The organism is Indolivaga capnocytophagoides, from assembly GCF_036511535.1.
Classification (GTDB): domain Bacteria; phylum Bacteroidota; class Bacteroidia; order Bacteroidales; family Dysgonomonadaceae; genus Dysgonomonas_A; species Dysgonomonas_A capnocytophagoides.
The window spans coordinates 4,113,420-4,139,279 of sequence record NZ_AP028867.1 but is presented as its reverse complement, the minus strand read 5'-3'; the positions used below and the strand labels follow the sequence as shown (position 1 = coordinate 4,139,279).

Annotated in this window: 14 protein-coding genes; 7 read left to right on the top strand and 7 right to left on the bottom strand. The window is 39.9% G+C overall.

The window, feature by feature from the left end; translation table 11 throughout:
• The first annotated feature begins 55 nt into the window (after nucleotides 1-55).
• From AABJ51_RS16480 to AABJ51_RS16455, 6 genes are all read left to right on the top strand, one after another.
• Nucleotides 56-2,731 carry an alpha-d-galacturonidase gene (locus AABJ51_RS16480; protein WP_434781404.1) on the top strand — a complete coding sequence of 892 codons (2,676 nt, stop codon included), beginning with the start codon at nucleotides 56-58 and terminating at the stop codon, nucleotides 2,729-2,731.
• A 25-nt stretch (nucleotides 2,732-2,756) separates the two neighbouring features.
• Nucleotides 2,757-7,205 (top strand): beta-d-glucuronidase/beta-L-arabinofuranosidase, encoded by a 4,449-nt coding sequence (locus tag AABJ51_RS16475; protein ID WP_338373430.1) that lies wholly within the window; start codon nucleotides 2,757-2,759, stop codon nucleotides 7,203-7,205.
• Between the two features lie 14 nt (nucleotides 7,206-7,219).
• A complete protein-coding gene (lacZ, locus tag AABJ51_RS16470) occupies nucleotides 7,220-10,492 on the top strand; it encodes a beta-galactosidase, LacZ type (protein WP_338373429.1) in 3,273 nt (1,090 codons plus the stop codon).
• Nucleotides 10,489-13,347 carry a glycoside hydrolase family 2 TIM barrel-domain containing protein gene (locus AABJ51_RS16465; protein ID WP_338373428.1) on the top strand — a complete coding sequence of 953 codons (2,859 nt, stop codon included), beginning with the start codon at nucleotides 10,489-10,491 and terminating at the stop codon, nucleotides 13,345-13,347. Before lacZ ends, AABJ51_RS16465 begins: the two co-directional genes overlap by 4 nt.
• Nucleotides 13,348-13,422: 75 nt before the next feature.
• Nucleotides 13,423-16,725, top strand: a complete 3,303-nt coding sequence (locus AABJ51_RS16460) for a glycosyl hydrolase (protein ID WP_338373427.1) — start codon at nucleotides 13,423-13,425, stop codon at nucleotides 16,723-16,725.
• A gap of 50 nt (nucleotides 16,726-16,775) precedes the next feature.
• A complete protein-coding gene (locus AABJ51_RS16455; protein WP_035332542.1) occupies nucleotides 16,776-19,481 on the top strand; it encodes an alpha-L-rhamnosidase in 2,706 nt (901 codons plus the stop codon).
• A gap of 132 nt (nucleotides 19,482-19,613) precedes the next feature.
• On the opposite strand, the gene AABJ51_RS16450 is transcribed toward AABJ51_RS16455, so the two are convergent.
• The 6 genes from AABJ51_RS16450 to AABJ51_RS16425 all read right to left on the bottom strand — a co-directional run bounded on the left by AABJ51_RS16450 (nucleotide 19,614) and on the right by AABJ51_RS16425 (nucleotide 23,712).
• The gene (locus AABJ51_RS16450; protein ID WP_134436826.1) at nucleotides 19,614-19,973 is read right to left on the bottom strand and encodes a winged helix-turn-helix transcriptional regulator; all 360 of its coding nucleotides are present in this window, start codon (nucleotides 19,971-19,973) and stop codon (nucleotides 19,614-19,616) included.
• 60 nt (nucleotides 19,974-20,033) lie between these two features.
• Nucleotides 20,034-21,419: an NAD-dependent succinate-semialdehyde dehydrogenase gene (locus tag AABJ51_RS16445; RefSeq protein WP_035332540.1), complete on the bottom strand. Its 1,386-nt coding sequence runs from the start codon at nucleotides 21,417-21,419 to the stop codon at nucleotides 20,034-20,036.
• 187 nt (nucleotides 21,420-21,606) lie between these two features.
• On the bottom strand, nucleotides 21,607-22,059 hold the full coding sequence (locus AABJ51_RS16440) for a hypothetical protein (protein WP_338373426.1): 453 nt from the start codon (nucleotides 22,057-22,059) through the stop codon (nucleotides 21,607-21,609).
• A gap of 79 nt (nucleotides 22,060-22,138) precedes the next feature.
• Nucleotides 22,139-22,657, bottom strand: coding sequence for an NAD(P)H-dependent oxidoreductase (locus AABJ51_RS16435; RefSeq protein WP_338373425.1), 519 nt, complete (start codon nucleotides 22,655-22,657; stop codon nucleotides 22,139-22,141).
• Nucleotides 22,658-22,694: 37 nt separating this feature from the next.
• On the bottom strand, nucleotides 22,695-23,273 hold the full coding sequence (locus tag AABJ51_RS16430; protein ID WP_338373424.1) for a YceI family protein: 579 nt from the start codon (nucleotides 23,271-23,273) through the stop codon (nucleotides 22,695-22,697).
• Nucleotides 23,274-23,301: 28 nt separating this feature from the next.
• Nucleotides 23,302-23,712, bottom strand: coding sequence for a DoxX family protein (locus tag AABJ51_RS16425; protein ID WP_026628089.1), 411 nt, complete (start codon nucleotides 23,710-23,712; stop codon nucleotides 23,302-23,304).
• A 269-nt stretch (nucleotides 23,713-23,981) separates the two neighbouring features.
• On the opposite strand from AABJ51_RS16425, the gene miaA reads away from it, so the two are divergent.
• On the top strand, nucleotides 23,982-24,899 hold the full coding sequence (gene miaA, locus AABJ51_RS16420; protein WP_338373423.1) for a tRNA (adenosine(37)-N6)-dimethylallyltransferase MiaA: 918 nt from the start codon (nucleotides 23,982-23,984) through the stop codon (nucleotides 24,897-24,899).
• A gap of 13 nt (nucleotides 24,900-24,912) precedes the next feature.
• On the opposite strand, the gene AABJ51_RS16415 is transcribed toward miaA, so the two are convergent.
• On the bottom strand, nucleotides 24,913-25,773 hold the full coding sequence (locus AABJ51_RS16415; protein WP_338373422.1) for a hypothetical protein: 861 nt from the start codon (nucleotides 25,771-25,773) through the stop codon (nucleotides 24,913-24,915).
• Nucleotides 25,774-25,860 lie beyond the last annotated feature (87 nt).

The window sequence follows — 25,860 nt, the reverse complement described above, 5'->3', positions numbered from 1 at the left end:
TCCTGTTACTTAATTCGGGTCTCAGACCTTTTATTGACTTTGTAAACATTATAGAATTATGAATATCAGATTACTATTTACAGTTTTATGTTCAATCTTATTTCTCTCGTGTGCACAGGAGAAAGTAACGATTATAGTAGAAAAAGACCCTTCGACACGAATAACGTACGGAGTAGATAAATTAAAAGCGGCTTTAGAAGCGGCTAAGTATGACGTAAAAATTAATACTTCGGCTGACGAACATACAGGAATCTTAATATCTGTTTCGGAAAATAAAACCGATTCTCTAGCTAAAGAAGGATACACCATTTCGAGCAAAGACAAAAAAATATCGATTATTGGAAATGATGCATCCGGAGCATTATATGGATGTATGGATATTATAAGTGCAATAAAAGATAATAAAAAACTTCCCTTGGATATCAATACCACCGAAAAGCCTCTCATGGTTTTGCGCGGGACTTGTATCGGGGTGCAAAAACCATACTATCTGCCGGAACGTACCGTATATGAATATCCATATACTGAAGAAACATTCCCTTGGTTTTACGACAAAGATCTATGGATAAAGTATTTGGATATGATGGCTGAAAATAAGTACAACTCGCTGTATTTATGGAACGGTCATCCTTTTGCTTCATTAGTTAAGTTAAACGATTATCCTTTTGCTGTAGAAGTAGACGAAGAAACTTTTAAGAAGAACGAAGAAATGTATGCCTTCTTGACTACTGAAGCCGAAAAACGAGGCATTTGGGTTATTCAGATGTTCTACAATATTATAGTGTCTAAACCTTTCGCCGAGCATTACAATATAAAGACTCAAGATCGCAGTCGCCCTATCACACCTCTACTTTCTGACTATACCAGAAAATCTGTTGCGGCATTTATCGAAAAATATCCAAATGTAGGATTATTAGTATGTTTGGGTGAAGCAATGGATACGTATGAAGATGATGTAAACTGGTTCACTAAAACAATTATCCCCGGAGTACAAGACGGACTTAAAGCTTTGGGGCGTACCGAAGAACCTCCTATCGTTGTTCGTGCTCACGATACAGATGCTAAAATGGTTATGGATGCAGCTTTGCCCATATATCATAATCTGTATACCATGCACAAATACAATGGCGAATCGCTAACAACATATCAACCGAGAGGATCGTGGTCTAAAATTCATACCGACTTGAGCAGCCTCGGATCAATACATATTTCGAATGTACATATCTTAGCTAATCTTGAACCATTCAGATTCGGATCTCCTGACTTTATTCAAAAATGCGTGCAAGCAATGCATAACATACACGGAGCTAATGCCCTGCATTTATACCCTCAAGCATCTTATTGGGATTGGCCTTATACGGCTGACAAAAGCGATCCTCGTTTATTAGAAATGGATCGCGACTGGATTTGGTACAAAGCATGGGCCAGATATGCTTGGAACGAATCGTTAAACAGAGGCAGCGAAATCAAATACTGGACAAATCAGCTTGGCGATATGTACGGATGCGGTGATGCCGGAAAATACATTTTGGATGCTTACGAACAAGCCGGAGAAATATCCCCGAAACTAACCCGTAAATTCGGTATTACAGAAGGCAACAGACAGACATTTTTATTAGGAATGTTCCTTAGTCAATTAGTAAATCCGGCAAAATGGAAAGTATATCCGGGATTTCACGAATCATGCGGACCTGAAGGTGAAATGCTTATCGAATATATAAACAAAGAGTGGAGTAAACAACCTCACATCGGAGAAACACCTCCTCAGTTGATTTCAGAAGCGGTTGCACATGGCAAGGCTGCTGTAGAAGCAATAGACAAAGCAGCATCAAAAGTAACTAAGAATAAAGACGAGTTCAACCGTCTGAAAAATGATATGTACTGCTATCGCGAATTTGCCGATTTCTTTGCTGCTAAAGTAGAAGCATCAATGCAAATACTTCGTTATACCCATTCGCAAGATATTGCTGATTTGGAAAAAGCTATTCCCCATATCAAAACAAGCCTTGAACATTATCGTAAACTGGTTGACTTAACCAAAGATACTTACTTGTATGCTAATAGTATGCAAACGGCTCAACGTCGTATTCCTATCGGAGGCGATGATGCTAAGAATAAAACATGGGCTGAACTGCTTCCTGCTTTCGAGGCTGAATTAGCAAACTTCGAAAAGAATATAGAGTTTATTAAAAAACATGGAGGACAAAACACTAAGATAGATATTCTAACTCCGGCACAAGTAACGATATCCGGCAATGTTTCGACCTATCCAATTAAAAAAGGAGATAAAGTATTCTCTGATCAACCTTATGTATTCGGCGATTTTGCCGAAGAGTTGAAACAACTGAAACCTATCCGATTAAGCCTTGATGAACAAGCCAAAAACGGAACTTCTTTAACCTTTACATCAAAAGAAGCGGTAAATGTTATAGTCGGCTACTTCAATACCGAACGTAAAGAATATGCCAAAGCACCTACTCTCGAAACCGATGCCAGTGCAAACGAGTTCGGTCAAGGCGATGTTAAGATTGCTAATGCTATAGATGTTCCGGGCAGAGCTTCGGTTAATATTCATACCTACACATTCCCTGCGGGAACCAACACATTGTCTTTGGGCAAAGGAGCTGCCTTGATACTCGGTTTCACAAATGCCAATCAGAAAATAAACCCTCGTAATGCCGGTTTCGGTGGCGAAGGCGAATCGAGCAAGATAGACTGGTTGTTTTATTAAGGTCTGAGACCCTAACACTTATCTCATGAAAAAAATATCTTCAATCATACTTCTGTACTTTATTTCTTTAGTTGCTGTTTTCGCTCAGAAAACAGTAGCTAAAGATGTTATGAATAAAGTATATGAGGAAGTCAAAACTCCTTATAAATACGGGCTTGTAATCGCTCCCGAGGATAATATGCACAAAATCGACTGCCCTACCGTTTTTCGAAAAGATGGAAAATGGTACATGTCGTATATTGTTTATAACGGAAAAACAGGTAAAGACGGTCGAGGCTACGAAACATGGCTTGCCGAAAGCAACGATCTGCTCGAATGGAAAACATTGGGACGGATATTATCTTTTCCTGAAAAAGGAAGTGGACGTTGGGATGAAAACCAAAGGGCAGGATACATAGCCCTTGTCGATTATCAATGGGGAGGCAACTACAATGTCGAAAAATTCGACAATAAATATTGGATGTCATACTTCGGAGGTATCGGTAAAGGTTACGAACAAGGTCGCCTCGAAGAAGGAATGGCTTATACCGATGGAGATATTACAAAAGCTCATGAGTGGAAAAGTTTCGAAAAACCGAGATTATCACCTCTTGACCCGAACAAAGGATGGTGGGAAAATATAACACAATACAAATCATCCGTTATCTGGGATAAAACAAAACGCTTAGGACACCCGTTCGTTATGTTCTATAATGCAGGAGGAATTAACCCCTCGAATAACGTTAAAGCAGAAAGAATCGGTATTGCCCTATCGGACGATATGGTACATTGGAAACGCTATCACGGCAATCCGATTGTCAATCACGAACAAGGCATTACAGGTGATGGAGTTATACAGCAAATCGGCGATTTATACGTAATGTTCTATTTCGGGGCATTTCACAAAACTCGCACCTATAAAGCCTTCAATACATTTGCTTGTTCTTATGATTTGATCAATTGGACAGATTGGGATGGTAATGATCTTATTATTCCTTCCGAAAAGTATGATAATCTGTTTGCTCATAAATCGTATGTAGTTAAATGGAACGATGTAGTATATCATTTTTATTGTGCGGTAAACAACGACGACCAACGAGGTATAGCTGTTGCGACATCGAAAGATATGGGACGAAGTCTTGTTCGTTTTCCTAAACCCGATAAAGAGACTTTCAGAAAAGAAACATCTTTAAATAATGGTTGGAAGACAACCGTAAACGAAACAGACAAAAATGCAATGACAGGTTTTGAATCTCTCAATTTTGACGATTCGAAATGGACAAAAGTGAATGTTCCTCACAATTGGGATCAGTACGAAGGGGTACGTCGTTTGAAACATGGAAACCTACACGGATATTCGTGGTACAGAAAAACATTTGATGCAAAAAATGAAGGCGTAGGCAAACGATATTTCTTGTTTTTCGAAGGTGTAGGTTCGTATGCTACTGTATACCTCAACAATCAGAAAGTAGGATGTCACGCAGGAGGACGTACCACTTTCACTCTCGATGTTACGGATGCAATCCGTTTCGATCAGCCGAATATACTCGCTGTACAGGCAGATCATCCCCCGATGATTTCAGACTTACCTTGGGTGTGTGGCGGTTGCTCTTCGGAATGGGGATTCTCGGAAGGTTCTCAACCAATGGGAATATTTCGTCCGGTAACTTTGGTGGTATCTAATGATGTTCGGATAGAACCGTTTGGTGTTCATGCATGGAACGATAAACCACAAATAACAGCAACAGACAAAACATTCGCATTAAATGTCGATACAGAGATAAAAAACTATACAACTAATCAGCGTAAAATTGAAATTATACAAAAGCTGGTCAATACCGAAAACATACAGATCAAGCGTGTTACAGATACAATTATTCTCAAACCAAACGAAACTCGAACAATAAAACAAATAAGTACTGAGATTGTAAATCCGATACTTTGGGATACCGAAAATCCGTATCTCTACAAGCTGATAACCATGATCAAAGAAAACGGAAAGATTATCGATCAGGAGACTACTCCTTATGGCTTCCGTTGGATATCGTGGCCTATATACCGCAACGATGGAGACAACCGTTTCTATCTGAACGGAAAACCTGTGTTCCTGAATGGAGTCTGCGAGTACGAACATATACTTGGTAATAGTCATGCTTTTAGCGACGACCAAATTATATCTCGTGTAGAGCAGATGAAAGCTGCCGGATTCAATGCATTCCGTGATGCACATCAGCCTCACAATTTATTGTATCAAAACTTGTGGGAGAAAAACGGCACACTTCTATGGACTCAACTTTCGGCTCATGTATGGTATGACACGCCCGAATTCAGAGAAAACTTCAAAAAGAATCTGCGTGAGTGGGTAAAAGAAAGACGTTCTTCTCCGGCTGTTGTGCTTTGGGGATTGCAGAACGAGAGTGTACTGCCTAAAGATTTTGCAGAAGAATGTACTGCCATCATTCGCGAAATGGATCCGACTTCTCCTACTCAACGCCTTGTAACTACCTGTAACGGAGGTGATGGCACAGACTGGAATGTGGTACAAAATTGGTCGGGAACATATAGCGGCGATCCTTATAAATACGATAAAGAATTAAGTAAAAAAGACCAACTACTGAATGGTGAATACGGTGCATGGCGAAGCTTAGGCCTGCATACCGAAGGTGGTTTTATTCCGGACGGGAAATGGAGTGAAGACCGTATGACTGCTCTTATGGAAATGAAAATTCGTATGGCTGAACAAGTTCGCGACAGCGTTTGCGGCCAATTTCAATGGATATACAGTTCGCACGATAATCCGGGCAGAATACAAAACGACGAAGCTTTCAGAGACATAGATCGTATCGGACCATTTAATTATAAAGGGTTGGTTACCCCTTGGGAAGAACCTTTGGATGTATATTACATGTATCGTTCGAACTATGTTCCGAAAGAAAAATCACCTATGGTTTATATCGTTTCTCATACATGGAACGACAGATGGACGGAATCGGGCATCAAGAACGGAATTACAGTATATTCGAATTGTGATGAAGTAGAACTATTCAACGATGTGAAATCGCCATCTCTAGGCAAACGCACCCGAAACGGTATCGGTACACATTTTACATGGGATAATGTAAATATCCGCTACAATGTGCTTTATGCCATAGGGTATGTAAACGGAAAAGCTGTTACGGAAGATTATATCGTAATGGAGAATCTGCCGAAATCGCCAAACTTCGAGCAATTATACAAAGACGTACAAAATATAACCAAGCCTCAACCCAACTACAATTATATCTATCGGGTAAACTGCGGAGGAGATAACTTCACCGACGAAAACAATAATCTATGGTTGGCGGATGTACACAAAGTAAAAGGCGATTATTGGGGTTCTCTGTCATGGACTGATGACTTCGGCAATCTGCCTGATTTTCTGGCATCTCAACGCAGAACGAAAGATCCTATTGATGGAACTAAAGATTGGAAATTATTCCAAACATTCCGTTTCGGGCGTGAGAAACTGAAATATCAATTTCCTCTTCCGAATGGCGAATATCTTGTTGAAATGTATTTTATAGAACCTTGGTGGGGAACAGATCGCAGCATGAATTGCGAAGGTTTCCGAACTTTCGATATTGCTGTAAATAACCATACTGTAATCAAAAATCTGGATATATGGAAAGAGGCAGGTCACGACAAAGTATTAAAGAAAACCGTTAAAGGCATCGTTAAAAACGGGATGCTCGAAATATCATTTCCTCGAATCAATACAGGGCAAGCCATTGTTTCGGCTATAGCTATAGCATCGACCGATGGAAGTATTAAAGGTAAAGCTTCATCCCCATCCCTTATTTCGAATGTAACAGGTGGAACTCACAAACATTGGGCTGATACAGGTAATGATTTCAAATCTCTTCCGGCTCAACTATACGGAGCAGAATGGATTAAAAAAGAAACCAATACTAATCCTATTTCTTTTACCATCAGCAAAAATGCAGACATCTATCAGAAAGTAGATACAGGCTTTGTTAAGACAAGCCATAAAGCAGGAGAAAGATTAAACCTTAACAATGAATACATATTTGCCGTACCTCAGATAGAATGGCCTGCCGAACCAAATCTTCGTCCCGAAATATCATTAGAAGCTGAAAGTGCTGAAACAAAAGGTAAATGGGAAAAAGTAACTATCCGTAAAAAAGAGGGAGTAAAAGCTATCGGCAAAGCTACTCACAGCATATCGTGGACTATGTCTCCCGGACTTGCTGGTGTTTACGCTCTTCGCTTTAAATATATGAATACTAACAGCAAACCTATTACTGCAAAAATTCAAGTACTATCGACCGACAACAGAGTGATGCGCGAAAGCGAAATACAGTTTCCCTCAGCTCCCGAAAAATGGAGAATGATAAGTACAACTACCGGCGAATACATTAATGCCGGACATTACCAGGTAGTGATAAGCGGCGATAATCTCGAAGGATTAGCTTTTGACGCTTTAGATGTTCAATAAATGAAAGATAAATAATGAAAAGATATTATGCAAAATACCTGTGTTTTCTGATACTTCAAACAGTATTAGCCAACACTGTATTTGCTCAAATAAATAAACCCGATTGGGAGAATCTATCTGTTTTGGAAATAAACAGAGAACCGGCACGAGCTTACTTTATTCCGTTTGCAACGGAACAGCAAGCGTTATCAGGTGATATAAACCAATCGCCCTACTTCCAATCTCTCAATGGCAGTTGGAAATTCCATTGGGTTGCACGACCCGAAGAGCGTCCTGCCGATTTTTTCAAAACTGATTTTAATGACAGTGGATGGAAAACAATACCTGTACCGTCTAACTGGGAGCTGCAAGGTTATGGTACACCCATTTATGTAAGTTCGGGGTATGCGTTCAAAATAGATCCGCCTAGAGTTACAAGCGAACCTAAACAAGATTACACTACTTACAAAGAGCGTAATCCTGTGGGATCGTACCGTCGTACATTCAGGTTACCCGAATCGTGGAGTAACCGTCAGGTATTTGTCCGTTTCGAAGGGGTGCAAAGTGCTTTTTATATCTGGGTGAATGGTAAAAAAGCCGGATACAGCCAAGGCAGCATGTCTCCATCCGAATTTGACATTACGGATTATGTTCAGAAAGGCAATAATCAGATAGCTGTAGAAGTATACCGATGGAGCGATGGAAGCTACCTCGAAGATCAGGATATGTGGCGAACCAGTGGTATACACCGCGATGTATATTTATATTCGACAAGCGATGTGCGTATATCGAACTTTGCAGTAAGAACCATTCTCGACAAAGATTATAAAGATGCAAGCCTGCAAATAAAACCCGAACTGAAATCGTATAAAGGAAATAAACTCGAAGGATGGAATGTAGAGGCTGAGCTGTTTGATGCTAATAACCAACCTGTATTCGGCAGAGCCCTGCAACAAGATGCTTTACCGATACTTAATGCTGATAATAAAGCAGGGGTATTGAACGATCGTACTCCTCAACGGGGACGTGCCAAATTTGCTTGGCTCGAAAGTAAAGTTTCTAACCCGTTGAAGTGGACAGCCGAAACACCCAATCTATATACCTTAATTATCAGTCTGAAAAACGAAAAGGATGAAACGATAGAAACTATCGGTTGTAAAATCGGATTCAGAAGTATAGAGATAAAAGACGGACAAGTATTGATCAATGGTAATCCCATTCGATTGAGAGGTGTAAATCGTCACGAACATAGTCCCCGAAGCGGTCGCAGCATATCTGAAGAAGATATGATAAAAGACATTGTACTGATGAAGCGAGCCAATATAAATGCAGTACGTACATCACACTATCCGAATAATCCCCGTTGGTACGAATTGTGCGATCAGTACGGATTGTATGTGATGGACGAAGCTGATATCGAGGAACACGGATTAAGAGGAAAACTTGCCAGCGCCCCTATGTGGAATGCAGCCTTTATGGATAGAGCCATTCGCATGGCTGAAAGGGATAAAAATCATGCATCTATCATATTCTGGTCGATGGGGAATGAAGCCGGATACGGAGCTAACTTTGCATCGATATCCGCTTGGTTGAAAGACTTCGACCCTACCCGACCGATTCATTACGAAGGTGCACAAGATACTCCAACCGACCCTAAAACGGTAGATGTTATCAGCCGTTTCTACCCTCGCGTACAAGACGAATACCTCAACCCGAATATTGCAGAGGGTGAAGATAAAGAACGTGCCGAAAATGCCCGATGGGAACGATTGCTTAGTATTGCACGAGATACGGTAGACAATCGCCCTGTATTGACGAGTGAGTATGCGCACTCGATGGGTAATGCATTAGGAAATTTCAAAGAATATTGGGACGAAATATATTCTAATAAACGAATGTTGGGTGGATTTATCTGGGATTGGGTAGATCAGGGTTTATACAAAAAAGATGCTGATGGAAAAGAGTTTCTTGCTTATGGCGGAGACTTCGGAGATAAACCTAATCTTCATGCGTTCTGTTTCAATGGAATTGTATTTGCAGATAGAGGTCTTACACCTAAATACTTTGAGGTAAAGAAAGTATATCAACCCATAAAAGTAGAGGTGGAAAATATCAATGACAGTAACATTATTCTGAAAGTTACTAATCGTAATCACTTTGTCAATCTAAACGAATACGACGTAAAATGGTCTGTTATTGCTAATGGTGACACTTTAAAATCGGGTAATACAATATTTGATATACCATACGGCAAAAGTAAAAACATATCTGTGCAAATAGGAAAATATTCAACAGCAAATGAAAACGATGTCTACTTACGAATTAGTTTCCGATTAAAAGAAAAGACGCTGTGGGCTGATAAAGGCTACGAAATAGGTTTTGAACAGTTTAAAATTAAAGAGGGTATAAATAATAATAAACCTCTAAAGAACAACTCTTTGAAATCGACAACAAAAGAGGATAACAAAATTCGAGTTGTCGGGCAAGGGTTTGATGCAATATTCGATATGCAAGTTGCGACACTATCTTCACTCAGATATGGTGGAGAAGAAATATTGGTTTCGTCGCCCATATTTCAAGGGTATCGTTCGCCTGTGGATAATGACAAAGGTTTTGGTAACTGGTTAGCTAAAGATTGGAAACAACAAGGTTTGGATAGCCTGAAAAGAGACATCATCAGTTGCCAAATAATAGAAGAAACCAAAGATTTTATCCGAATAAAAGCAACAGTTTCTAATTTTTCGAAAAACGGAAATATCGAACATACTGCTATCTGGACTATAAACGGAAATGGAAATATTGATATTGAAAACAGTTTTACACCGAAAGGACAATTACCTGAATTGCCCCGTTTAGGAATTGTAATGTCTTTGAATCAGAATTTGGAGCAATTCGAATGGTATGGACACGGACCTTACGAAAATTATTCTGACCGTAAAGAAAGTTCACCGATTGGCTTGTATCACAGTACCGTAACCGATCAGTATATTCCCTACCCCCGACCTCAGGATACGGGCAACAAAGAAAATGTAGAATGGCTGAAACTAACCGACAAAAAAGGCAAAGGAATACAAATCAGCTGCACTTCGGGTTCGATGTCAGCATCTGCACTGCATTTCACGGCTAGCGATTTCGACAATGCAAGCCATGCCTATTTACTGAAACCTCGTAAAGAAACTGTACTATCACTCGATGCTATTATGCTCGGATTGGGTAACAGCAGCTGCGGACCCGGTGTATTGAAAAAATATGCCATCGAAAAAAGGACTTACAATCTGAATATTAGCATTAAACCTGAAAATAAATGATGAAAACTACAAAATATATATCTATTGCACTAAGTTGTATATTATCGTTCAACCTAACTGCACAAACAAAAAAACAGAGCGAAACCGAAACAGGCATCCAATACTTATCGGGTACCGGATCGGACGATACCGTCGATTGGGAATTTTACTGCACTGATGGACGCAACAGCGGTAAGTGGACAACTATACCTGTTCCTTCGTGCTGGGAACTGCAAGGATTCGGCACATATCAGTACGGTATGCCTTTTTATGGAAAAGCCGATCCGGCAGGCATAGCCAAAGAGCAAGGCAAATACAAATATAAGTTTAAATTACCAAAAGAATGGGAAGGCAGAACTGTCCGCATCGTTTTCGATGGTGTAATGACAGATGTTACCGCCGAAATAAACGGACGCCGTTGCGGTTACTTGCATCAAGGTGCATTCTACCGATTCAAAAGTGATGTAAGCGACCGAATCAACTTCGGCGATAAAGAAAATGTGTTGGAAATGACTGTCAGTAAAGAATCGTCGAATCCCAGTGTAAATATGGCTGAACGCAGAGCCGATTACTGGAACTTCGGGGGGATATTCCGCCCGGTGTTTATAGAAGCTTTGCCAGCATTCAGTATAGATCGTACAGCTATCGACGCCAAAGCAGACGGAAGTTTCTATGCTGATATTTTCTTAGGTGCAGCTATGAGTAATACCGCTAAAGTTACAGCTCAACTATTAGACAAAGAGGGAAAACCACTTGGTCAGAGCATCGAAACTCCTGTAAAAAACGGATCGGACAAAGTGACTGTTACAGGCAAATTCAACAATATAAAAACATGGAGTCCCGAAACTCCTGATCTTTATTATGTGCAATTTACATTATCGGATAATGGTAAAGTAAAACATGTTGTAAAAGAGCGAATCGGATTCCGTACTATCGAAGTTCGGCCAAGTGACGGATTGTACGTTAACGGACAACGAGTAATGATAAAGGGTGTAAATCGCCACAGTTTCCGCCCCGAAACAGGACGTACTCTCAGCAAAAAAGATAATTATGATGATGTAAAACTCATCAAAGAAATGAACATGAATGCCGTTCGTCTATCTCATTATCCTTCCGATCCGGAGTTCTTGGATGCCTGTGATGAGCTAGGTCTATGCGTAATGGTAGAACTTGCCGGATGGCACGGTAAATACGACAGCAATGTGGGTGCTAAATTAGTACACGAGATGGTAAAACGAGACGTTAATCATCCATCAGTTACATGGTGGTCAAACGGAAACGAAGGTGGTCATAATCTCGAAATAGATAAAGAATTTGCCCCACTCGATCCTCAGAAAAGACCTGTACTTCACCCTCAGAAAAACTTCGGAGGATTCGAAACGATGCACTATCGTTCGTATGGCGAAAGTCAGGAATATATGCGTAAGCCTGAAATATTTATGCCTACCGAATTTTTACATGGATTATACGATGGCGGTCACGGAGCCGGTCTTTGGGATTATTGGGAAATGATGCGCAAGCATCCTCGTTGTGCAGGAGGTTTTCTTTGGGTATTGGCAGACGAAGGTGTTATGCGTACTGATCAGGACGGACGCATCGACAATGTAGGCAATTACGGTGCAGATGGTATTGTAGGTCCCCATCACGAACGCGAAGGAAGTTTCTATACTGTAAAACAAATATGGTCGCCTGTGCAGGTGATGAATACATCGCTCCCCGACAACTTTGACGGAACATTCAATATCGAAAACAGATACGACTTTACTAATTTGAAAGATTGCAAATTCAAATGGGTTTTAAAATCGCTCAAAGGTGAAGAAAAAATATTGAATCAAGGTGAAGTTAATGGAACAGATATTGCTCCGCATTCTGCTGGAACATTAAAGATCAATCTCCCTCAGAATTGGAAAAGTGCCGATGCATTATATCTTACAGCTTACGGAAAAGACAATGAAGAGTTATGGACTTGGGACTGGGATTGGAAACAATCTTCGGAATATTATCCTTTTGCCTATAAAGGTGGAAAACTTACTACTCAAGACAACGATAAAACCTTACAAGCATCAGCAGGTAACACAACACTTACTTTCGATAAATCGACAGGTTTACTTAGTTCTGTTCAACAAAACGGAAAGAGTATCGCTTTCGAAAAAGGCCCTCGTTTCATCGCTGCCCGCAGAGGTGATCGTTCAATGGATGTATATTATAACCACGATGACAACGAAGCTCGTAGCAAAGAGCGTATTTACGATGATATTTCGGGCGAAAGCAAACTTACTTCGTTCAATTTCAAATCATATACAGACAGTATAGTTGTTACAGCCGATTATTTCGGTAATATGCGTCAGGCGAAATGGACTATTCAATCGAATGGTAATATACAACTCGACTATGCTTATCAGTATGATGGAACTGTTGAATTGATGGGGGTTATGTTCGATTATCCCGAAAATCAAGTAGTATCGAAACGATGGTTAGGCGAAGGTCCTTATCGGGTTTGGCAAAACCGAATTCAAGGTACTAACTTCGGTATTTGTGAAAACGATTACAACGACCCTATTCCCGGCGAAACATTTATATATCCCGAGTTCAAAGGATACTTCAATAACTGGAAATGGCTTTCACTGAAAACAACCGAAGGTACAATTAATATCGGCAATGTCTCGGGAAGTAAATATCTGGGCATATATACCCCTCGTGACGGACGTGATGCATTGCTTTACACAATCCCTCAGAGTGGTATTGCCATGTTGGAAGTTATCCCTGCCGTAAGAAACAAAGTTAATTCGACCGACTTGGTTGGCCCCTCATCCCAAGCTCAATGGTCGGAAGGATTACACAGAGGAAGTATTCGTTTGAACTTTAATACTAAGTAAGTTTTATCAATTATGATTTTTGTAAAAAGACATATTATACTCTTCAGTTTATTACTATCAATTATATTCAATAGTATGGCTGTAGATATTCGAAATTTATGGTCTGCACCACCGAAAGATGCTAAGCCGTGGGTATTCTGGTACTGGATGCAGGGAGCGGTATCGAAAGAAGGAATTACCGCCGACCTCGAAGCCATGAAACAAAACGGTATTGCAGGTGCTTATCTGATGCCGATAAAAGGTGTACCCGAAAAACCTTGGCTCACTCCGAGTGTGGAGCAACTAAGTCCACTTTGGTGGGAGATGGTTAAACATGCCTTTACCGAAGCCAATAGATTGGGTCTTGAAATAGGATTTCATATTTGCGACGGATTTGCATTAGCCGGAGGTCCTTGGATAACTCCTGAACTATCGATGCAAAAAGTAGTATGGAAAAGCACTCAGGTAAGCGGAGGAAAACAAATAGACATTACCCTCCCTCAACCCGAAAGCTATAAAGGATATTATAAAGACATTGCTATTTTTGCCTATCCTACTCCGAAGGGAGAAAATGTATCATCGTATGATATAAAGCCAAAGGTATCGACAAATATTCCAAATACTGATGCTCAATTTTTGGCAATCGAAAAGAATGAAGAAAACTTCAGAAGCGAGTCTTCTTGTTGGATTCAGTATACATTCGAGAACCCTTTTACCTGCCGAACTATACAGGTAATAGCATCGGGAAATAACTTTCAGGCACAACGCTTAACTATTAAATCGAGCGATGACGGTATCAATTTTAGAAAGGTCATTCAACTCACACCTCCACGACAAGGATGGCAGAATCAAGATTTTGCAATGACTCACAGTGTACCCGAAACTACTGCCCGATATTTCCGCTTCGTTTACGACAAGGAAGGATCTGAACCTGGATCTGAGGATCTGGACGCAGCCAAATGGAAACAATCTTTAAAGATAAAAGGTATACGGTTGTCTTCGGATGCACGGATCAATCAGTTTGAAGGTAAAAACGGATCGGTATGGAGGGTAAGTGCTCGTACAACCGACAGCCAGATACCTAATTCGCTTTCCATTAATCAAAAAGACTTAATAAACATCACACAGTTTGTTGATAAAAACGGAAAATTGAATTGGAAAGCACCCAAAGGCAATTGGACTATACTTCGTATGGGGCATACTTCTACAGGGCATACCAATGCTACGGGTGGCAAAGGTTCCGGATTGGAAAGCGATAAATTCAATCCCGAAGCAATACGGTTACAATTCAGTTCATGGTTCGGCAAAGCATTGGATGTTGCCGGAAAAGATCTAGCATCGCGTGTAGTTAAAGTATTTCATGTTGACAGTTGGGAGTGCGGAAGTCAGAATTGGTCACCTGTATTTCAGGAAGAATTTAAGAAAAGACGGGGCTATGATCTGGTAACTTATCTACCCGTGATGGCTGGAATACCGATCAATAGTGCTGACTTTTCGGAAAGAGTATTGCATGATGTACGGCAAACCATATCAGAACTTGTTGTCGATAAATTCTATAAAGAACTGAAAACATTAGTCAATGAAAGAGGTATTCAATTCAGTGCCGAAAATGTATCGCCTACCATGCTCAGCGATGGTATGCTGCATTATCAGCATGTAGATATACCCATGAACGAGTTTTGGCTGCAAAGTCCCACTCACGATAAACCCAATGATGTATTAGACGCTGTATCAGGCGCTCATATCTATGGTAAAAATATTATTCAGGCAGAATCATTTACCCAACTTCGAACCATGTGGAACGAAACTCCTGCTATGGTGAAAAGTCTACAAGATCGGGAATATGCTTTGGGAATCAACAAACTAAGCTATCATGTATATGTACATAATCCATGGTTGGACAGAAAACCGGGAATGACACTAGATGGTATCGGTTTTTATTTTCAACGAGATCAGACATGGTGGAATCTGGGACGTGCATGGGTCGACTATGCCACTCGTTGCCATGCCCTGCTTCAATATGGAAAACCGGTGGTAGATATAGCTGTATTTACTGGAGAAGAGCTGCCTCGAAGAGCCATTCTTCCTGATAGACTAGTACCATTTCTGCCAGGATTATTCGGTGAAGAAAAAGTGGAAGCCGAAAAAATCAGATTGGCAAATGTAGGTACTCCCTCGCATCAGATGCCCGTAGGTGTAAATCATTCTTCTAACATTACAGACGCATCGCAATGGGTAAATGCGTTGAGAGGTTATCATTACGACAGTTTCAATGCAGATGCTCTGATTCGTTTGGCAACAGCTAAAGAAGGAAAAATAGTTCTTCCCGATGGACTAAAATACGATGTATTAGTGATCCCCGGAAAACATCCTATGCAACCCGATGCCGATTATATGTCTCAAGAGGTTGCAAATAAAATTGCTGAGTTGGTAAAATCAGGATGTAAGGTCATGATAAACGAATTGCCCGATAAAACAACAGGAATAAATAATAATGTAACAAATTTAGTTTGGGACAACTTTGTTAAAAACAAAACCATAGCATTGCCTTATACCAATGAAACGCTTGATAATCTGGGAGTGGCTCGAGACTTTATTGCTATCGAAAACAATCAGTATGCTAAAGACATTGCCTTCACTCATCGAAAAGGAAGTAATGCCGATATATATTTTATATCGAACCAGAAAGCGGAAAAGAGAAATGTATCTATATCGCTACGAGAATATGGACGCAACATCGAACTTTGGAATCCTGTAACAGCCGAAATTAACTCAGATGTTAGTTGGGAGATTAAAGACAATAGAACTGTCTTTAATCTGGATTTGGATGAAAACGAATCTGTTTTCGTAGTCCTTCAAACACCGACCGATAAAACAGAGAATAAATCAGTGGCATATCGCAAAACAGAAAGTATCTTAGTTAATTCTCCTTGGTCGGTACAATTCGATACTACTAAAAGGGGTATAAAGAATGCGGTTGAATTTAAGACTCTCACCGATTGGTCTGAAAACACGAATGATAGCATCAAGTATTATTCAGGCGAGGCTGTATATAAAAATACGTTTACGGTATCGCTACAGAAAGACAGTAAATACACCATAAATTTTGGTGCTGTATACGACTTAGCTGAAGTTAAAGTAAATGGAATATCTTGCGGAATAATATGGACTAAGCCTTATTCACTAGACATAACTAAGGCTCTGAAAGAAGGAACAAATCATATCGAAATAACTGTTGCAAATACTTGGGCAAACCGTATAATGGGAGATGAAGATTTCGGTATAGAAAAAGATGAGAAGAAAAAAATCTGGACAAATGCCCGTTATCGTTTACCCGAAAAGAAATTGGTAAAAAGCGGGTTAGTAGGTAATGTAACAATAACAGAATACAGGAAATAAGACATTAAATACTTACTGTTACTTAAAACAATAATCAACTTTGCTATTTTATGTATACAAACTCGATAAAAAGGTCGTTGACCTTACTATTTATTTTACTTCAATTTGCTCTCCATTCGTTTTCAGTGGAAGTATACGACCTCACATGTGAAATGATGAGAACTCCGTTGGCCGTCAACGTACAATCTCCTCGCTTCGGGTGGAAATTAATATCAGCAAATCAGGGAGATTATCAGACTGCTTATCAAATTATCGTAAGATCCGAATCGGGTGAAATATGGAATTCGGGAAAGGTAAAATCAGGAAGAAGCCAGATGGTTATTTACAGAGGAAAGACATTAAAATCGGATCAGACATATACATGGAATGTCAAAATTTGGGACTCTAAAGGGAACGCTTCAGAAAGTAAAACATCCTTTTTCGAGATAGCACCCAACTTTTCTGCCAGCCGATCAAAATGGATTGGAGCAATACCCCGGGAACAGTCTAACTTACCGATTGGACGAAGGGATTTTCACGGACCTCCCTTCAAGAACAAAGAATACAAACAGATTTACGATAAGGTCGACACTTTGGCTCTACGCAGCATCATGCTCAGGAAAGAATTCAGAATAGAAAAACAAATCAAAAGAGCCATCATACATATATCGGGATTAGGACATTACAACCTGTCAATAAATGGACAAGAAGTCAGTAAAGACATATTTACTCCGGTATGGAGCGACTATGATAAAACCGTTTATTACAATACTTACAAAGTCGACTCATTATTACAAAACGGACTAAACTCTATAGGTGTCGTTCTGGGAAACGGATTTTATAACGCAATGGGAAACCGTTACCGTAAACTGTGGGTAACTTTCGGCCCGCCTACCCTATTCACCGAAATGCAAATTGATTACACAGACGGAACTTCGGATATTATTAATTCGGACACGACCTGGAAATACGATATAAGCCCTACCGTATATAACGATATTTACGGAGGGGAAGACTACGATGCCCGTTGCGAGCAGGAAGGATGGAATTTGCCCGGATTTGATTCTTCAAAATGGAAACAGGTTGTAGAACAAGGCGCTCCAAAAGGCATTCTTCGCCCGCAAGAATTGACTGGTGTACGTATACGTGAACATTTTTCGGCTCAGAAAGTATCGAAGATAGACAGCAGTTACGTTTTGGATATGGGACAGAATCTCGCCGGATTTCCAGCGATAAAGGTTATAGGGAAAAAAGGTCAATCGGTAAAACTTACCGTGGGGGAACAACTGAACGAGCAAACCGGAAAGGTGTCACAGAAACAATCGGGCAGCCCTCATTTTTACACTTATACATTGAAAGGAGAAGGGATTGAAGAATGGCATCCTCAATTTTCATTCTATGGTTTCAGGTACATTCAGATCGATGGAGCCGAGATATTGAATATGTCTGACGATAAACCGTCTGTAATAGGTATACAATCGGATTTTATCTATAATTCTACAGACGAAGTCGGTAGTTTTGAGTGCTCGAATGAGATATTCAACAAAGCCCATATCTTAATAAAGAATGCCGTTAAGAGCAATATGCAATCAGTGTTTATGGATTGCCCGCATCGGGAGAAACTCGGATGGCTGGAGGAAACCCACCTGATGGGGCCTTGCCTGCTCTACAACTGGGATCTGACCCAATTCTACCCTAAAATAATGCGGGATATCGCAGACAGGCAAAACGAGAATGGGTTTGTTCCTACAATCGTGCCTGAATACGTCGTATTTGATGAAAGTCTTGACGTTTTCCACGATTCTCCGGAATGGGGGATAGCATCAATCATGATCCCGTGGCTGCATTACAAATTTTACGGAGACGATACCCTGATCAGGGAATATTATAATACAATGAAGGGGTATGTAAACCACATGACATCACGGGCAACAGACCACATTGTCTCTCATGGACTGGGTGACTGGTACGACTATGGTGAGCATCGCGCAGGTTTCTCAAAAAATAGTCCTGTAGAAGTATCGGCTACTGCACATTATTACTATGCGGCACATCTGGTTGCAGAAGCTGCCAAGATGCTGAACAAATCGCAAGATGAGAAAAGCTATTCTAAATTAGCGGATGATATAAAATCGGCGTTCAATGAAAGATTTTTCCATCCGGACAGCCGTCAATACGGATCGGGAAGCCAGTTTTGCAACGCGATTGCCATTTACATGAATCTGGTTGACCCGAAATATAAACAAGACGTCTTAAACAATCTGAAATCCGATATCGCGAAATACGGAAACCGTTTGACAACAGGAGATGTTGGAAACCGTTATCTGTTTCAGGCACTAGCCCTGAACGGCGAGAACGAATTGATGTATCTGATGCATAACCACGAGGATGCTCCGGGATACGGTTTTCAATTAAAGTTCGGAGCAACTACACTCACCGAGCAATGGGATCCACGTAAGGGAGCTTCATGGAATCACTTTATGATGGGTCAGATAGACGAATGGTTTTTCGGAACTCTGGCCGGAATAAAGCCTGCAGCTTTCGGCTTTAAAGATGTTATAATAGAGCCGACACCGGTAGGAGACCTCACCTGGGTAAAAGCTCATCACCGTAATCTGTACGGAGATATAAAAGTAGATTGGACCAGAGAGAATAACAAGTTTATATTAAAAGCAGAGATTCCGGTCAACACCGGTGCAACGATTATACTTCCGAATAAGAAAATTCACAAGGTCGGATCAGGAAATCACACGTTTGAATGTAACATCGATGATTGATATTAATCAGTAGCCGGATCAATGAAATTGGCCGATTTGCAACTATTGATTCTCATTACTAATAAAAAAGAGAGAAGCCCATAAATCCAGCTCCTCTCTTTTTCTATTGTATATCCAGCAGATATCTTATTATTAACTAACCTGCCTACATTTCTGACGGCTATCTAATATCTGATGTTTATTGCTTTCCGCCCAATTGATCATAATACGGACATTAGGCAATAAATCGTGCCCTAAACAAGTCAGTTCATATTCAACTCTGGGAGGTATTTCAGGATACATCTTTCGGGAAATAATGCCATCAGTCTCCAGTGAGCGTAAAGTCACAGTCAACATCTTTTGAGAAATATCACCAAGAGATTTACTGATTTGGTTAAACCGCATTGTACCATTATTACCCAGAGCATCCAATATAAGAATAGCCCACTTTCCGCAAATGTTATCAAGAATAGTTCGTACCGGACATTCTGTCATTTCAATGTTACGTTTCATCACTCACCTCCATGTATAAAATTCCGGTATAATCCGGATAACTCGAATCAATTATTAATCTCAATATGCAGCATCGGGAGTCGTAACCCGTATCAGTTTTGCATTTACAAATTCGTAAATGCCGGCAGGAGACTGTTCACGTCCATACCCTGATCTTTTTGTTCCCCCGAAAGGCAATTCGGGAGCAATACCGGTCACATGATTTATATACACCATACCGGTATCTATACGACGGGCAACTTCCACAGCCTTATCTGTATCTGTGCCAAACACAGTACCGCCCAACCCGAAGTTTGTATCATTAGCCAATTCCACTGCTTCATCTACATTCTTTGCTGCATAGATAGCCAGTACAGGACCGAATATCTCATCGGAATAAGCCAGCATACCTTTCTTGATATCAGTTAGGATAGTTGGTTCCATATAAGCACCCGGACGATCGATCCGCTTTCCTCCTCTCACAAGCTTAGCTCCCTGCTGAACAGTTGTTTCAACCTGTTTGATTACATCCTGAACAGCTTTTTCGCTGCTCAATGGAGCCAATTGAGTTTTCGGATCAAGGGGATCTCCTACTACTACTTTATCATAAATAGCTTTTGCTTTTTCGATAAATTTATCAGCTACAGAAGCCATCACAATAATACGTTTCGGGGAAACACAAACCTGACCGGCATTCCACAAACGACCGAAAGCAGCAGTTTCGACTGCCTTGTCAAGATCAGCATCTTCGAGAACTACAAAGGCATCACTTCCCCCGAGTTCCAAAGTTGATTTTTTCAGATATTTTCCGGCCATAGATGCAAAGCTAGATCCGGCAGGCTCACTACCTGTCAGCGAAGCTCCTTTCACTCTGGGATCAGCCACTAACTCTGATACTTTAGCACCGGGAACAAATAAATTTGTATATACTCCTTTGGGTGCTCCTGCTTCTGCAAATATCTTTTCCATGATTTCTGCAGCCTGAGGGACATTAGACGCATGTTTCAACACAACTGTATTACCTGCCATAATATTTGGAGCGGCAGAACGTGTTATCTGATAAAAGGGGAAGTTCCATGGTTGCACACTTAGCAGTACCCCAATCGGTTCATAGCTTAAAAAAGCCTTACCTTGCGGAGTATCCAGTGGCGCATCAGCCAAAAATTTTTCTCCATTATCGGCATAATAATCAAAAATATTTGCAGATAATTCCACTTCACCAATACCTTCGCGATGTAGTTTTCCCATTTCGATAGAGCAAAGTTTTCCCAGTTCCTCTTTACGCTCTCTCAGAATAGAAGCAACTTTATGTAAAAGTTTTGCCCTTTCGGCAAATGAAGTTTTTTTCCAGCTTTGAAATGCTTTATCAGCATCAGACAAGATCAAATCAATTTGTTGGTCAGTCATAACCGGATACTCTTTTTCAACCTGATTTGTTGCAGGATTTACGGTTTTAATACTTGACATAATCTTACATTTTTAGTTCGTGAATAATTTTCCTAAAATGAGAGTAAAGCTCTGCAGTTAGCAGAATAAAGCAACTGCGACCTTACTCTTATGCTGTAATTGTATGTATAAAATACAAATTGGATTTTTTATTTTTTTAGTATTGTTCAACAGTAGACGAATAATAAGACATCTATATATAACAACTTTATACTATAAAAATGTTCTCGAAACCCAAGTGATGCATTATTTCCCTAAGGATTAATAAAGTTGCAGCGAACTCTTTTGTCTGAGGTAATACATCCATTGATGAGGGCATTCCCATTACAATAGCAGCAAAGCGGGAAAAGACTGATTCCATTTCGGACAGGCTAAGTACATTTTCTTTGATATTTGCATATCCTGCAATCTCCCGTATCTTAGGGTCGGAAGTTTCCAACCGATAGTTCTTTGCTTTTACCTGAGCAACCAAAGGCATAATCATATCTTCCACTTCGATTATAGCTGCCTCTATCTGAGCCTCATCAGGAGGTGTTTGTTTAAAGTACTTATCAGAAGTAATATCATACCCGACAGGCAATATCAATGATAAGCTGTGATCGGGCTCTGCCAGTATTGTCTGCTGCGAATCAATGAAAAGCGATATTACATTATTAGTCATGCTCAACCTCCTATTCTTACATTTTATTAATAAGAATAACCGTGAGGGAATTCCTCACGGCTCTCTCTGTTAAAGTATATTACTTAGTTATAAATTTCAGATACTCTTCAATATTCTTTGGCAATCTGTCTTTCACATCTGGAGTATATGCTCCATGAAAAACATGATGTGATATATATTTTGCCCCTACGAATTTGGCGGTAGATTCCATCGGTTTCAATAGATCGGAGATGTTTCCAAACACCGAACCTGTGTATACTTCGTCTATACCGGCTGTAGATATTACAACTCCGAATTCTTTACCCTGAAGATTTTCGCCTCCATTTCCGTAGGCCCATCCTTGTAAGAAAACATCGTCTAACCATTTTTTCAATAATGGCGGCATATTATACCACTGGAAAGGATATTGAAAGATAACCCTGTCATATCCGAGCAATAAAGCCTGCTCAGAGGCAACATCTATATTCCAGTCGGGGTATGCTTTATAAATATTGTGAACATGTACTTCGGGATTGCTTTTCGCTAAAGCTTCAATCCATGATTTATTAATATGAGACTGCTCAATATTGGGGTGAGCTAAAATTATTATTGTTTTCATTATTAAGAATGTACTATAATCTGTTTATTAAGAATATTTATTTATTGGGGCTAAATTCAACATTTGCTACAATCTGAACATTATCGCTTAGCATAGCTTCGGGGAACTTAGGACCAAGGTCGAAATCTGATCTTTTTACAACTCCTTTTATCTGGAACCCTGCTGTTTCGGCATTATTCATTGCATTCACCACTGTACCGAAATAAGTTACATCCAAAATTACCGGTTTAGTAATACCGTGGAATGTCAGATTTCCGTAGAGTTTACCTTTGGTTTTGCTTACTTTCTTCAAAGAAGTACTCTTGAATGTTAAAGTCGGAAATTTTTCGGCATCAAAGAAATCAGCTGATTTCAAGTGGGTATCTCTTGCTTCTACATCTGTATTGATGCTGGCTACTTTCGCTGTCAGATCTATCTGGGCATCCGAATAATCAGCTTTTGATGTGGTCACTTTTACCGAAAAATCTGCAAAACGTCCGTCAATTTCCGATACTGTAAGGTGTTTTACCACAAAACCTAATCGAGAGTGTGCAGGATCATTTGTCCATGTCTTAGTTTGTGCTGTACCGGCAAGGGTACTTATAGCTAATACTGCTAAAATTAAATACTTTTTCATTTTTCCTGTTTATTTATTTGTTTATAATTCAATCCCATAAATACTTATTACTAACCGCATATTTACCACCTCCGGTAAAGACCAGAACTATTGCTCCAAAGAAGAACAAACCTAACAGCTCTACTGTCCATCCACCTTGTTCGTTCAGTGAGAATATCTCATGAGCATGTACCAGCAAGGCTGCAACCAAACAATTAAAGGCGAAAATCAAAGCAGCACCTCTTGTTGCCAGTCCGATGATTATAAGTAAAGGCATAAGCACTTCGCCTATATATACTCCATAAGAGATAAAAGTGGGTAAACCGGCCCCTTCAACAACCTGTTCGATAAAACCGGCTCCGTGAACCAATTTAGATATACCGTGCAATAACATCAATCCTCCGACACTCAGTCTCAGAATTAATAATCCTAAATCATTGTTTTTTTCGAGATATTTCATCTTATTATAAATATTAGTTACTTTTTTATACTTACTTTATTATTGAGAGCAAATCTATTATAGTTATTCTGTTCTGACAAGAAGTTATCACGGTGTAATAAACTTACACAGAGGTAACTATTATTGATTATAACAATGTTACGAAATAAAAAAATTCACACATTAACATTATATAACAATTAGTTATTCTATCGTCATAGATTTCAATCCACATCATTCTTTCGAAAGAAAGATGTGGATTGTTCTAAAAACTGTAAATTTGCATCTATATGGCCAATTACGACTTAATAACGATACTGGGCCCTACGGCTTCCGGCAAAACGTCTTTTGCCTGCCGTTTGGCATACGAGCTGGAAACCGAAATTATAAGCGGAGACTCCCGGCAGGTATACCGTGGCATGGATATCGGTACAGGTAAAGACCTTGATGATTATATTGTCGACGGGAATCCCGTAAAGTATCATCTGATAGATATCAAAGACGCAGGATATAAATATAATATATTTGAATACCAGCACGACTTTCACGATGCTTACACCAACATTCGGGCAAAAGACAGGCTCCCTGTCCTTTGCGGAGGATCGGGACTATATATCGAATCGGTATTAAAAGGATATAACCTCATTAATGTACCAGAAAATAAAGAGCTGAGAAAAAAGCTTGAAGGTAAAAACCTCGAAGAGTTAACAACGATACTGGCCTCATATAAAGACCTGCACAATTCTACTGACGTAGACACGGCTCAACGTGCCATCAGAGCAATCGAAATAGAAGAATATAAAAAGGCAAACCCGACAGACTGCAACGAATATCCGCCGATAAACAGCCTGATACTTGGAGTAGATGTAGACAGGGAACTTCGCCGTGAACGTATCACCCGCCGTCTGAAAACCCGCTTGAAAGAAGGAATGATAGAAGAGGTACAAGGATTGCTCGACAAGGGAATATCCGCTGAAGGCCTGCTTTATTACGGATTGGAATATAAATTTGTGACTCAATACCTGATAAAAGAACTAAGCTATAAAGAAATGTTCTCTCAACTTGAGATTGCAATTCATCAGTTTGCTAAACGCCAGATGACTTGGTTCAGGGGCATGGAAAAACGGGGACTACAAATCAGATGGATAGACGGAACATTACCCGACAAAGAAAAAGCAGCCCTTGTTAAAAGACTGCTTTCGGAATAATTTATTGAACCCGTTATTTCGATTTTTGTTTTTCTTGTTCAATTTTAAGAGCTTCGGCTTTTTCTTTCTGCTCATCAACATATTTGATCCGCAATGTTGCTTTATCTTTAGCACCCATCAGGCTGTCCTGAGTCAGCAGAAGTTTAGATAAAGTATATGAGTCCGTTATTGCCTTTTTGTGGATATTCGATAAACCAAACGAAGTTGTATTTTTTCCTTTCAGTGTTACAGTCATAGGCTGTGAGGCATTGGCAACAATGAATCCGGCCAGCCCGTTATCGTGAAACTGAGCCGCTTTTATAACTTCATATTGTCTCCCCATATGGCTGAAACGGAAGTTGAGGCCTTCATCATCAATCGGTTTTGTCTCTGCAACAGAACCATCTTTCGCTTTTACCTGAATAGTATTATGATATTGCCCTCCGATATAAACACTTTCTATATACATAGGGCCTTCTTCCTGAACTCCTGCACGCAGCATAGTTGAAGTTAACAATGGAGAAGATACTGCTTTAGGGATAAAAACACCTTTAGTATCCTCCTTGTCTTTCTGATATACAAAAAGCTTTTTAACCGAATCAATTTTTGGTTGGTACACAGCCATTAATGAGTCGCAATCGGTAATCTGCTTTGTATCGAATGCTTTTCTCACATCCTGTTTAAGTGTCAATGCTTCTTTTATTTCGGGGAAAGCTTTCGGAAATAAAGCCTGAATACTGTCAATTCTGCCCAACGCTTCCTGATAAGCACCTTTTTCGTACAATGATTTCGTTTCAGCCAGATATTTAACAGCTTCTTCATTTGTCTTTTCCTGACACGAGCTAAACATCAGCAACCCGCTCACAGAGGCTAGTATACATATATATTTCTTCATAATCCCAGAATTCTGTTTTTACAAAAATAGCATTATTTTACAGCTTATAAGTCGGATTGTTGTATTTTTGCGAGAAATTTAAAGCCT

Excerpts from the sequence above, each read along its gene's own strand:
- AABJ51_RS16455 (WP_035332542.1), top strand. The coding sequence starts at position 16,776 with ATGTATACAAACTCGATAAAAAGGTCGTTGACCTTACTATTTATTTTA.
- AABJ51_RS16415 (WP_338373422.1), bottom strand. The coding sequence starts at position 25,773 with ATGAAGAAATATATATGTATACTAGCCTCTGTGAGCGGGTTGCTGATG.
- AABJ51_RS16425 (WP_026628089.1), bottom strand. The coding sequence starts at position 23,712 with ATGAAATATCTCGAAAAAAACAATGATTTAGGATTATTAATTCTGAGA.
- AABJ51_RS16430 (WP_338373424.1), bottom strand. The coding sequence starts at position 23,273 with ATGAAAAAGTATTTAATTTTAGCAGTATTAGCTATAAGTACCCTTGCC.
- AABJ51_RS16445 (WP_035332540.1), bottom strand. The coding sequence starts at position 21,419 with ATGTCAAGTATTAAAACCGTAAATCCTGCAACAAATCAGGTTGAAAAA.
- AABJ51_RS16460 (WP_338373427.1), top strand. The coding sequence starts at position 13,423 with ATGGCTGTAGATATTCGAAATTTATGGTCTGCACCACCGAAAGATGCT.
- AABJ51_RS16435 (WP_338373425.1), bottom strand. The coding sequence starts at position 22,657 with ATGAAAACAATAATAATTTTAGCTCACCCCAATATTGAGCAGTCTCAT.
- miaA (WP_338373423.1), top strand. The coding sequence starts at position 23,982 with ATGGCCAATTACGACTTAATAACGATACTGGGCCCTACGGCTTCCGGC.
- AABJ51_RS16450 (WP_134436826.1), bottom strand. The coding sequence starts at position 19,973 with ATGAAACGTAACATTGAAATGACAGAATGTCCGGTACGAACTATTCTT.
- AABJ51_RS16440 (WP_338373426.1), bottom strand. The coding sequence starts at position 22,059 with ATGACTAATAATGTAATATCGCTTTTCATTGATTCGCAGCAGACAATA.
- lacZ (WP_338373429.1), top strand. The coding sequence starts at position 7,220 with ATGAAAAGATATTATGCAAAATACCTGTGTTTTCTGATACTTCAAACA.
- AABJ51_RS16465 (WP_338373428.1), top strand. The coding sequence starts at position 10,489 with ATGATGAAAACTACAAAATATATATCTATTGCACTAAGTTGTATATTA.
- AABJ51_RS16475 (WP_338373430.1), top strand. The coding sequence starts at position 2,757 with ATGAAAAAAATATCTTCAATCATACTTCTGTACTTTATTTCTTTAGTT.